Origin of the sequence: Aquimarina sp. AD10 (genome assembly GCF_003443715.1) — a bacterium.
Lineage (GTDB): Bacteria > Bacteroidota > Bacteroidia > Flavobacteriales > Flavobacteriaceae > Aquimarina > Aquimarina aggregata.
Window position 1 is genome coordinate 3,883,484 of sequence record NZ_CP031965.1, and the last position, 12,054, is coordinate 3,895,537.

The 12,054-nt window shown below is 30.5% G+C and carries 9 protein-coding genes; all 9 read right to left on the reverse strand.

Going from position 1 to position 12,054, the window contains the following annotated elements; translation table 11 throughout:
* Nucleotides 1–8 precede the first annotated feature (8 nt).
* Nucleotides 9–1,202, reverse strand: coding sequence for a tail fiber protein (locus D1816_RS16125; protein WP_118504142.1), 1,194 nt, complete (start codon nt 1,200–1,202; stop codon nt 9–11).
* Nucleotides 1,203–1,396: 194 nt separating this feature from the next.
* A complete protein-coding gene (locus D1816_RS16130) occupies nt 1,397–2,716 on the reverse strand; it encodes an O-antigen ligase (RefSeq protein ID WP_147405005.1) in 1,320 nt (439 codons plus the stop codon).
* Nucleotides 2,717–2,815: 99 nt separating this feature from the next.
* A complete protein-coding gene (locus D1816_RS16135) occupies nt 2,816–3,790 on the reverse strand; it encodes a UDP-glucuronic acid decarboxylase family protein (RefSeq protein ID WP_118504146.1) in 975 nt (324 codons plus the stop codon).
* A 2-nt stretch (nt 3,791–3,792) separates the two neighbouring features.
* Entirely contained in the window at nt 3,793–5,106 is a 1,314-nt protein-coding gene (locus tag D1816_RS16140) for a UDP-glucose/GDP-mannose dehydrogenase family protein (protein WP_118504148.1), read from the reverse strand.
* A 14-nt stretch (nt 5,107–5,120) separates the two neighbouring features.
* Nucleotides 5,121–6,491 (reverse strand): exopolysaccharide biosynthesis polyprenyl glycosylphosphotransferase, encoded by a 1,371-nt coding sequence (locus D1816_RS16145; RefSeq protein ID WP_118504150.1) that lies wholly within the window; start codon nt 6,489–6,491, stop codon nt 5,121–5,123.
* A gap of 659 nt (nt 6,492–7,150) precedes the next feature.
* A complete protein-coding gene (locus D1816_RS16150) occupies nt 7,151–8,401 on the reverse strand; it encodes a glycosyltransferase family 4 protein (protein WP_118504152.1) in 1,251 nt (416 codons plus the stop codon).
* Between the two features lie 528 nt (nt 8,402–8,929).
* Nucleotides 8,930–10,138: an L-2-hydroxyglutarate oxidase gene (gene lhgO, locus D1816_RS16155; protein WP_118504154.1), complete on the reverse strand. Its 1,209-nt coding sequence runs from the start codon at nt 10,136–10,138 to the stop codon at nt 8,930–8,932.
* Between the two features lie 4 nt (nt 10,139–10,142).
* On the reverse strand, nt 10,143–11,237 hold the full coding sequence (locus tag D1816_RS16160; RefSeq protein WP_118504156.1) for a DegT/DnrJ/EryC1/StrS aminotransferase family protein: 1,095 nt from the start codon (nt 11,235–11,237) through the stop codon (nt 10,143–10,145).
* 442 nt (nt 11,238–11,679) lie between these two features.
* Nucleotides 11,680–11,841, reverse strand: a complete 162-nt coding sequence (locus D1816_RS25770) for a hypothetical protein (protein WP_158597687.1) — start codon at nt 11,839–11,841, stop codon at nt 11,680–11,682.
* Nucleotides 11,842–12,054 lie beyond the last annotated feature (213 nt).

Sequence of the window (12,054 nt, forward strand, 5' to 3'; positions counted from 1 at the left end):
ATATTATGCTATCTAGACTCAAGTATTTCAAGTCTTGATTGTAACTCAAGAAGTTTTTTATTTAACAGTTTTAATTCCTTAATCTCTGTTTCCTGCTGAATGGTGTACAGGGTTAGCTCTTCAATTTTTTCAAGAAGTTTCATGTTCATAACACCTAGTGCTACTCCATCATTTTCCATAACTTCTGCAGATGGAATATTAGGCAAATGTCCTTTTTCTTGGATATGCTGCTGAACCTCTTCAATAGTTAATAAGTCATATCCTTTTTTGAATACATAATCTGGTGCAGGAACACTCAAGTCTATTTTTACTTCTTCGGCATGGATGCTTCCTTTTACAGCAAGTCTTGCATCGGGTATAGTCGTTCCGATACCTACATTTCCATTAGTTTTAATAGTAATTTGATCCTTACCGTATCCTGCCATTAAACGTAAATCATGATTACTTTCTGTTCCTAATCTTCCTACTACACCTTTCCAGTTAGCACCGTGCGAAAAGATCCCTGTTTTTACTCCGGCGATATTACTTGTAGCAAGAATCTTTGAATGACTTGCTCCTCTTACATCTAATGCTCCATGCCAACCCTGAGCATTGCTAGGGGTCTTAGTTCCTATACCCACATTGCCTTTATTATTAATACTAAATAGTGCTTTTGTGACCTTATTACCTGTATTATGAGATAGACTTGATGTTAAAACATCATGATTTGTAAGATTATCTCTTCGATATATCACAAATGTATCTGATCCACTATAGGGTCTACCAGCGAACCATTCGTTTTGCCCTCCTGTATCGTACATAAACATTCCGAGACCTCTTTGATTAACACTACTTCGTGCTTTAAGCACTAGCCCTGCATTGATAGCACCTGTATGATCCCCAGAGATTGTAAGTTCAGTGGTTCCAGGAGAGTCTAATGCTAACAAACTACTAGGAGAAGTTGTTCCTATTCCCAATCTACCTTTAGATGTTAATGTCATATAGTCTAACCAGGTTGCACTATTATGTCTTCCTTGAAACTTTAGCAAAGTTTGTCCTCCAGGGTCATGATTAATAATTCTATGACCAAATCCAGATCCATAGTTGGAAGAAAACCAGGTAATTGATTTATTGATTCCATAATTAGCGATTAGATTATCAAAGTTTTGAGCATTTACTATGGTTACTCCAAGCACTATTACTGTAAAAATGTACCTTTTCATACGATAAGCGAGTTTTTTATATTTATCTATGTTTTTACTATGAGAAATGTTACCTAATATTTAATACAAATTTTATTATCCATTGTATTCTCTAATATGTCAACCACAATATTCCTTATAATCAATATCATCTTTTGAGACTGATGGATCATCCTTTATTTAGTTTTGAAGGGAATTACGAACTGGCTTAGTTCTTAATCATTATTCTTGTTGGAAATATTTCGAATAATTCTACTGCTTAAAATGCTTCTTTTTTTAAGTAGTAAGGGAATGACAATAGAGAAAAATACTATCCCATTAAATCTAACTAGCATAGATTCAAAAAACAGAGATATAAAGAGTATTAGAAAAACAGAAAATTCGTTTCGGCTTCGTCTCATTCTTAGAGCAAGTAAAATAAAAATAGAAATCAAAATTAGAAACCCTATGATTCCTGTTTGAAGAAAAGTTTGTAAAAATTGGTTATGTGCATTGTATTTATTTGTATAGTTGCTTACATAGTTTAACTCTTCATATTTCTTCATCAAAACATCATTAGTATCTCCTATACCATAACCCAACAATGGTGCTTCTTGTATTAGTTTTATACTGGCATCCCAAGTTAACAATCTAGATTTTTCTACGGTAGTATTATCGGTTTTTGTATTTTGAATTGTGTTATCAGATACATTCTTATAAAAAACAAATACTCTAGGGTTCTGTAAAAAAACTATAAATCCCAAAATAAAAAGTATTGAAACTGTGTACTTTTTGCTTTTTTCAGAAATGTTAAAAATCAATAGCAAACACATAATTCCTAAAATAAGATATGCTGCTATAGACGCTAATAAGAAAAGATAAAGAAACAATACAACAACGATAAACACTTGTATTTTGGACTGTAGTTTATTTTTAAGGTAATAACTTAATACCAGTAAAATATACAATGACACATAGTTAGAGTTAACCAATCCTGAGAACTCTACTCTTATAAAATAGTTCCAGGCATTATTTAGAGCTCCTAATAGTATAGATACTCCTTCTAGAGAAGCTTTAAACGATTCAAAATTAGCCTTAAGAATTGGGGAGATACCACAAAAAGCATAAAAAACATTAATAAAAAAAGATACAATTAATCCTAACAATAGAAAATCAAAAAGCTTTTTTACTGTGGATGCGTCTTCTTTAACAAAAAGGAAAATCACAGGAAAAAACAATAAAGATAATGACCTTTGTAATAACTCTATTCCATCTGAAATGTTATCTGTATAAATCAAACTGATCGCCATGATCATAAAATATAATGGAAATAGAAAAAGTACTTTATTACCTGGGACCACCCTTTTTCCGGTCTTAACAATATGAATTAATCCAAGGATTATAGAAATAATAAAAAAGGGGGTTGGAAGATTAATTCCTAATGGTAATAAAAAGAAAGCTGTGTACAGACTATTCCAGAAAATAGTTAATACCAAATTGTTTTCTTCGATATAAAACATTCTCGTAAATCGGAATAGTATTTTGTTAAGATCCACAGAATTGAATGTGTTTTTATGTTTTACAAGTAATTAAAATTCTAAATCTCTTCTTAAAAACATAACATAAATTAAATATCCATGTTACACCCTAACTTCTTACTCTGAGAAATCTCTATGGTCACTTTTATGAAGTTCTTCTTTTGATAGGCTTTTAAAATAATCTAATGTATTGTTCATCCCTTCCGCCCTTCCTATTTTGGGCTCCCAATTTAAAATTTCTTTAGCCCGAGTTATATCAGGTTGTCTTTGTAAAGGATCATTTATAGGAAGTGGTTTATAAATAACCTTTTGATCTGTATTCGTAAGTTTTATGATTTCTTCTGCAAAGTCCTTTATTGAAATTTCATTGGGGTTTCCTATATTAACAGGATACACATAATCACTAAATAGTAATTTATATATACCTTCAATTAAATCATCTACATAGCAAAAAGATCGAGTTTGTAAACCATCTCCAAAAATTGTAAGATCTTCTCCTCTTAATGCCTGACCAATAAAAGCAGGAACTACTCTACCATCATTTAATCGCATTCTGGGTCCATACGTATTAAAAATACGAGCTATTCTGGTCTCTAAGCCATGACAGGTGTGATACGCCATGGTTATTGATTCTTGAAACCGTTTAGCTTCATCATATACTCCTCGTGGACCGATAGTATTTACATTACCATAATAATCTTCAGTTTGTGGATGTACTAAAGGGTCTCCATACACTTCACTTGTTGACGCTATCAGGATTCGTGCATTTTTTTCTTTTGCCAATCCTAAAAGATTATGAGTTCCTAAAGAGCCAACTTTTAAGGTTCGTATAGGAATCTTTAAATAATCAATAGGGCTTGCGGGAGATGCGAAATGAAGAATATAGTCTAACTCATTAGCGACGTGTATAAACTTAGATACATCATGGTTATAAAATTCAAAATTCTCTAGCTTAAACAAGTGTTCAATATTCTTAAGATCACCTGTAATAAGATTATCCATTCCTATAACATGAAAACCTTCTGCTATAAATCGATCACAAAGATGAGACCCTAAAAACCCCGCGGCACCAGTAATTAGAACTTTTTGCATAATTACAATTCAATATCTTTTCGCCCTATAGAATAATATGAAAATTCTTCTTTTTCTATATCGTGAAGATCATACAAATTTCTACCATCGAAAATAACTTGATTTTTTAAACTCTTTCTTATTCTATTAAAGTCAGGTGTCCTAAAAATACTCCATTCTGTACAAATAATTAACGCGTCTGTATTTTCCAAAACATCATACATTGACACTGAAAAGTTAATTTTTTCTCCTAGTTTCCGTTCTACATTTTCCATAGCTTCTGGATCAAACGCTTTAACTTTTGCTCCTTCTTTTAACAAGCTTTCAATAATATCCAACGATGGTGCTTCTCTAATATCATCGGTTTCGGGTTTAAATGCTAATCCCCAAATTGCAAAGGTTTTCCCTTCAAGCGAATCATTAAAATATTTTTTAATCTTAGGAATTAGAGTTACTTTTTGATTCTTATTAACTTTGATAACAGCATCCAAAATTTGAAAATCATATCCATCATCATTTCCAGATTTATGTAAGGCTTTTACATCTTTTGGAAAACAAGAGCCTCCATAACCAATTCCAGGAAATAAAAATCGTTTCCCAATTCTAGAATCTGTTCCCATTCCTCTGCGCACTTGGTCTACATCTGCTCCTACTTTTTCACAATAATTTGCGATTTCATTCATAAAAGTAATTTTTACTGCCAAGAAAGAATTTGCCGCATACTTGGTCAGCTCTGCAGACTTTTCATCCATTATAATAATAGGATTACCTGATCTTACAAAAGGTTTATAAAGCTTCCTCATTAATTCGGTTGCTTGTTCCGAGCTAGAACCTACAACTATTCTTTCTGGCTTTAAAAAATCATCAACCGCAAAGCCTTCTCTCAAAAATTCAGGATTCGATACTACATCAAATTCGCATTGCGCATTTTTTGCTATAACCTCTTGAACTTTTTCTGCTGTACCTACAGGAACCGTACTCTTGTCGACAATTACCTTGTAATCTTTGATAAGTTTTCCTATTTGATCCGCTACACCAAGAACATATGACAAATCTGCAGATCCATCACCTCCTTCAGGTGTAGGTAATGCTAAAAAGATAATTTCACCATGTTTCAATCCTTCATCTAGAGAGGTTGAAAATTTCAATCTACCGGCTTTAATATTTCTTTCAAATAACACATCTAAATGTGGTTCGTATATTGGGACTTCACCACTACGCATTTTTTGCACTTTTTGTTCGTCTATATCTACACAAACAACTTCATTACCGGTCTCGGCTAAACATGTTCCTGTTACCAAACCTACATACCCGGTTCCTATTACTGATACTTTCATTTAACTTTTATATTTTACACCCCTCTTGAAAACAAGATTGTAGTTATTGTTTTAAATAAGATTCTTATATCTAATGTTACTGATCTATTTTTTATATAGTATAGATCGTATTCTAATTTTTTCATAGAGTCTTCTAAATTTTCTCCATATTTATATTTGACTTGTGCCCATCCTGTAATACCAGGTTTTATAACATGCCTTACAGAATAAAAAGGATTCATTTTGTCTAATTGATCCACAAAAACTTTTCGTTCCGGTCGAGGTCCAATAAAGCTCATATCCCCTTTAATAACCGAAATTATCTGAGGTAGCTCATCTATTCTGAACATCCTAAGAATCTTTCCAAAAGGTGTTATTCGTGCATCATTATTAGTAGCCATTTTCGCTCCAGACTTTTCTGCATCTACCACCATTGATCTGAATTTGTAAATATTAAATTCTCTTCCTTTTTTACCTATTCTTTTTTGAATATAAAAAAGAGGTCCTCTATTAAAAAATAAATTGAGAAGTACTACAAATGGAACTACTGAAAAGAAAATCAAACCTACAAATAAACATAAAATAATATCAACTAGTTTAGTAAATAACTTTTGAATATAGTGTGATCTCTTATTCTTTAAATGTAATACTTCATAAAAATTATTTCCTAATAAGTTAAGCGGTAGTGCCTCATATGTGGACTCATAAAAAGAAGTAAATGTGAAAACTTCTTTTCCAAAGTACATTGATTTAGTCAAAAAGTTTTCTACTTCAAATGGCATATTCTGATAATCCTTAATTCTAATAATTACTGTATCCACCTTATCCATTGCTTTATTCAAGCGTTTTGGATTTTTTGAAAAAGTATCATGGCACGTCGAAATACTAAGTTTAACCTTATAACCATTAGAGTTTTTAATTCCTTCTATATCATTTATATTCTCTAATTTTTCATCTTCAAAGGAGTTTTCAAAAATAAAAATTGCATTCTTCAAAAAAGGTTGAGAAATAAAAAAGTTAGAACAAATTAACCTCCAAGCTGTTAATGAAAATGGCATTAATGCAAGAAACACTATTAAATAAGGTCTACTTACGGTAGTATTAATTAATAGAACTGTCAAAAAAAACAAAGCAAAAGAATACAAAACGCCAACAACAAGCGATAATCTAAATATTGAAATTGGTTTCGATGCTCTCTCTAAATTGTAAATATCAATTACATATGCAATAATTGAAAAAAGAACAACACCCATAATATAAATTGTAAGACCATGTCTATCCTGATCAAACGTGCCCCTTAAAGTTCTATCTGTAAGTAAATAGAGATAAAAGAAAACTATAGTTAAGTCACCAATAAATAGAAATAACTTTCTTTCTACCACATTAAGTGTAAATACTCTATTCATTAATTATTATTTTTATATAATATTCTAATTCTAAGATTTCGCAAAAATAATCTTTTAAAATTACAACACATAAAAAGACTAGGAATAAACTCACCTTTACTACTTATGCTTTTTGATTTTAAAAATAAAAAATTAGGCATTTTACTATATAGTAGTAGATTGTAATCATAAAACAACAATTTAACACCTGAAAATTTCGATTTAAATTTTCATAATACAAGCATTAGGAATATACTTTCTGATGCCTTTAACAAATTCGAAGATTACTTATTATTGATAGTATACCTATATAGTTTATAAAGCGTTTAGAAGCTTTCTTCTCTTAAAATATATAAGAAAGATAAAGATTTACTAGCCCACCGATATCAAAACAAGTTATGACTGCCATAAATTATATGTGTTTACTCGGTGAAAGAAATATTCAAAAAAAAATAATATCATTCTAACATCGGTACACCTCATTAACCACTCAAAGGTTATTAAGCATTGGCTGGAGATAGAGGCCTCATGTCTTTGGAATATCAGTTTAATACTTATTTAACCGAACAATCAACAATATTAAAATGAGTACAACCTAAAATTCACAATGAGTCTATTTTAAAAATATCCAAAAGTAATATCGCTATTATTTATAGGCATCAAAATTATATTCGGTTATGTTAGGAAATATTGATCGTTTCCTCAAAAACTTCATCAAAAGCATTACTAATTTTGTCATAAGTACAATTCTTTAATAAATAATTATACCCTCGCTCTCCATAATTAAATCGTTCATCTTCTGATAGACCCTTAAAATAAAGTATCTTATCTCTTAAAGACTCCTCGTCTTCTGGAGGTATTACGTATCCTGATTTCGAATAGTTAACTGGATTTTCTTTGGAATTTAAAGCCTGAATAATAGGTTTCTTTGCAAAAAAATAATCAAATGTCTTTAACTGCGAAGTCCCAAAATCATAAATTTTGGTATCTTTTGTTCCTTTACCCATAAATAAAACATCCATTTTAGATAAAAACAATCTCACAAACTGCTTAGGAACTCTATCTAAGAAATGAATGTTGTTGTAACCTTTTGCGAACTCCATAAGTCTTTCTTTTTCTGGTCCGCCTCCAAGTATATAGAAATGAATGTTATTTTCTTTTAATTTTAAAGTAACGTCAATTATGGTATCTAATGGGTTTGCAATTACTAAGGTTCCTGCATATCCAATATTAAAAGTATTCGTGCTTATTTTTTCTTCAAAAATATCTTTTGTTTCTATTTCATCGTCTATCGGTATTTCAAACCCATTTGTAATCCATTTATAATTAAAATTTTCATGGCCCAAAACACTTTTAATATGTATATCGGCTCTTGGAATAACAGAAATAATTGTGTCTGCTTTAGAATATGAAAGACGCTCCAAAAAGGATAAAAATTTCATAAAAACATTTTTCTCAGAATAATTACCTAATTCAATTGCTGATAATGGCCATAAATCTCTTATTTCAAAAATAAATTTACATTTTGGGTAGAACAATCTTTTAAATACTAAAATATTTAAGATAGGTAAAAGAGGTAATGATGATAACACAATAATATCCGGTTTGGGCACTTTTTTTCTAGAAATAAAAGGTACTATCAGTAAATTAATTGAAAATATTAACCAACTTAAGATTCTTCCTTTTCCATGAGATTTCTCATAACTATTCCCTTTTAAAATTAGTGTTGGAATGTCTTTATTCACAAACTTATATAGACCTCTAATTTTATTATGTCTATAGGGAGCATGCGAAAAAGATGATGTAACCAAAAGTGTATTATACTTTTCTTTTTTTTGTAAATGTTTTGCAATATAATAGTGCCTGTATCCTTCTCCATCAATATCAGGACTTGTTATATATTGATTTATGATCCAAACATTTTTTTTCATTCTAATCTAATGTTATTCAAACTAATCTCTTTACTTTTTGCGTAGCCTCGAAATATTCCAAGATTGAATTTTTCATAAGTATTTAAAGTAGGTGTGAAATTCGTAAATAAATAAAATTCATTTCCGCATTAACGGATGAGGCTTTTCAACTCCTACCACCTCGCTTGTAACTAAATAATCAAACAATTTATCAACCCTAGTTTTTCAATTTTTCTATACTGTATATGCGCTGTTAAATCTGTAAGGATGCATATTTTACCTCCTTTGTTTTAATAATTTTCAAGAATCTCTTTTTTCCATCCTCAAAAAGAGTCATCTTACTTAAAAAAGTGTCCCAATAAAAATCATAATACTTGAATGCATAGGGTAAACCATTTATTCTATAAAGCTCTAATAATTCTTTGAATGTATAACAATCTATTATGAGAAGCTGCCCTAGCTGTTAAATCAATATGCGTTTTTTTTCTTACAATACCGAAAGTACTTTTTACCTCCTCAAAATCAATATCGAAATCTAATATTAAGTTTTTAAATTTCATTAAAAAAATTATCCAAAATTATAGACGAAATCTCTTTACCGATATTTAATGATGAAGTCGCTGCTGGCGAAGGAGCATTTATTACATGAACGGCATTGTCATTTTTCTTGATTAAAAAATCGTCTATCAGGTTACCTTTTATATCACATAATTGTGCTCTAACTCCAGCTTCTCCGATAATTAAATCTTCTTCTTGTATTTTAGGGATTAATTTTTGTAGTGATTTAACGAAGGCTTTTTTAGAAAATGATCTATACATTTCGAAGGCGCCAACTTTCCAATATTTTAAAGCAACTTTAATAAATCCAAGATACGAGATGCTTTCAAGAAATTCCATTAAATCTATATCAGATTTTGTGTACCCTTCTCTCTTAAATGCAAGTACTGCATTTGGTCCTGCATCTACTTTTCCATTAATTCTTCTTGTAAAATGTACTCCAAGAAACGGAAAACTTGGGTCAGGCACTGGATAAATTAGATTATTAACAAGTTTAGCTTTTTCTTCTTTTAACAAGTAATACTCTCCTCTAAATGGTATGATTTTGGCATTTAGATTAAACCCATCCATTTTTGCAATTTTATCTGAATAAAGTCCTGCGCAATTCACTAAAAATTTAGTGCTTATAGCTTTGATATTAGTGTTTATTAAATAACCTTCATTTTGTTTTTCTATTGAAACAACTTTCTTGTCAAAAAAAAAGTCCACACCATTTTGTTTGCCTATTTCAAAAAGTTTATGAGATACTTTTTTATAATCGACGATGCCGGCTTGAGGAACAAAAATCCCTTTAGTTCCAAAAACATGAGGTTCTTTTTCTTTGAGTTCTTCTTGATTCAATATCTGTAAACCAGTTAACCCATTTTGTATACCTCTATCATAAATATCTTGTAGTTTTTTTTCCTCATTACTATTAGTTGCAACAATGATCTTACCACATATTTCATGATAAATTTGTTCTTCTTTACAAAACTTTAAAAGAAGGTCATATCCTTTTCTACAGTTTATAGCCTTGGCACTACCTGGTTTATAATAAATACCTGAATGGATTACACCACTATTATGTCCTGTTTGATGAGAAGCAAATGATTTTTCTTTTTCTAAGACCGCTATCTTAAGACTGGGGTTTGATTTAGAAAGGTTATATGCCGTAGCAAGGCCTACAATCCCGGCTCCAACAATTGTAACATCATAACTCATCTTATTAAAAAAAGTTTTTTATGGCCTCGACTACTATTTCAGCATCATCTAATGTTAGATGTTCACCAATAGGTAGGCTTAGCAGCAAAGTATCTGTATTATTTGCATTAAAATTTGTTTTGGCATGACCAACATAGTCATACGCCTTAAGCTTAGGCAAGGCAATAGGGTAATGAATCCCTGTTTGAATATTTTGCTCTCCCAAATATGCTTTTAACTCTTCTCTTCTATCAGTTCTTATAACAAATAAATGATATACTTGCCTTGCCCATTCTGATCTTTTGGGTAGTACGATCTCTGAAACATCTTTTAGGTTTTCGAGATAAAAGTCAGCTATTTTAATACGTTGGTTTGTCCAATTTTCAAGATGTTTTAATTTTACATTCAATATAGCTGCTTGTAAATTATCTAATCGACTATTTCTACCCTCAAAAACGTGATTGTACTTTTCTACTCTTCCATGATTAGCAATCATTTTGCATTTAATTGCCAATTCTTCGTTATTAGTTACAATTGCACCTCCATCTCCATATGCACCAAGGTTTTTTCCCGGATAAAAACTAAAGGTTCCTATATCTCCTATAGCCCCTATTCTTTTTCCTTTATACTCTGCTCCATGTGCTTGGGCACAATCTTCAATAATTCTTAGATCATGTTCTTTTGCAATATCTAAAAGCTCCCCCATATCACATGGGTGCCCGTACAAATGAACAGCAATAATTGCTTTTGTACTTTTGGTAATTAATTTTTTAAGGCTATCAATTGAAATAGTATAGTTTTCGAGGTTGCAATCACAGAACACTACTTTATGACCCGATCTTGTAACAGCTTCAGAACTAGCAATAAAACTATTAGCCGGAACTATTATATCTGAATTAGGTGGTAAATCCAATGCCTCGATAGCAATTTCTAAAGCGTCTGTACCATTCGCCACTCCTATACAATGTTTTGCACCTTGAAAAGATGCAAAGTTTTTTTCAAGTTTTTTTAATTCTTCTCCGCCGATAAAAGCCGAAGTTGTGATGATATTTTCGATAGCAGTATCAATGTCTTTCTTAATAGTTTTATATTGATGCTGTAAGTCAAGAAATTTTATCATAAAGTTATTTTTTTTCTATACCTGTTTAAAGTACAAATGTAGCTCTATTTTTGGAAAGATTATAATAGAGTCTATACAATGTACAAACAAAAAACACTATTAAATAGGCCAGAAATTAAGGAAATATTTATTGGTTAAAAGACTGTCTTGATTTGAATTATGAATACCTCATTTTTAACTGTCTATCCAACAGATATCAATTAAAAAAACTCCTATTAATAATGGTTATTACTTACATCCTCTTGTGATTAGTTCTTCTTGAGTGGGATTATATGCCTTAAAGAAAATGGAATAGCCCACTTCTATGATTGTGTTTTCTAGCCCGCAAAAGTTTCTTAATTGCGAATTAGCGTTAATACTTAGATCTCATTTAATTAAAGTTAGATTTTTCAATCCATCAATATTGGATAACGCATAATTCCATAAAAGTCTCAAGTCTTTTTTATTGAAGTAAATTTTGTAATCCATTAACATTCGTAAGAGAAAAACATCTTGAAATTTTAATAGAATTTCCAACAAAAATTAGATTCCCCAATGGATCAATATTCATCATTTGATTCTCATTAATAATCAAATCCTGTCCAATAGAAATTAAGTTTTCCAAGCCCTCTAAACTTTTTAACTCCGAATTTATATACGAATCGAAATTATCTACTGCATCTGTTATATTATTACTTTCAAATCTAGTACGATAGCCTATAATCAAACTACCTGTAATTTCTTTTATCGTAGATAAGGAAGATAAATCATTCGTATTGGTAATAGTAATTGTACCATTTATCTTAGTGTATTTTAAGGCTTCTAATTCTTCTTGATT

What these genes read in the sequence shown, in the direction of transcription:
- D1816_RS16145 (WP_118504150.1), bottom strand. Translation starts at nt 6,491, where the DNA reads ATGAATAGAGTATTTACACTTAATGTGGTAGAAAGAAAGTTATTTCTA.
- lhgO (WP_118504154.1), bottom strand. Translation starts at nt 10,138, where the DNA reads ATGAGTTATGATGTTACAATTGTTGGAGCCGGGATTGTAGGCCTTGCT.
- D1816_RS16150 (WP_118504152.1), bottom strand. Translation starts at nt 8,401, where the DNA reads ATGAAAAAAAATGTTTGGATCATAAATCAATATATAACAAGTCCTGAT.
- D1816_RS16160 (WP_118504156.1), bottom strand. Translation starts at nt 11,237, where the DNA reads ATGATAAAATTTCTTGACTTACAGCATCAATATAAAACTATTAAGAAA.
- D1816_RS16140 (WP_118504148.1), bottom strand. Translation starts at nt 5,106, where the DNA reads ATGAAAGTATCAGTAATAGGAACCGGGTATGTAGGTTTGGTAACAGGA.
- D1816_RS16135 (WP_118504146.1), bottom strand. Translation starts at nt 3,790, where the DNA reads ATGCAAAAAGTTCTAATTACTGGTGCCGCGGGGTTTTTAGGGTCTCAT.
- D1816_RS16125 (WP_118504142.1), bottom strand. Translation starts at nt 1,202, where the DNA reads ATGAAAAGGTACATTTTTACAGTAATAGTGCTTGGAGTAACCATAGTA.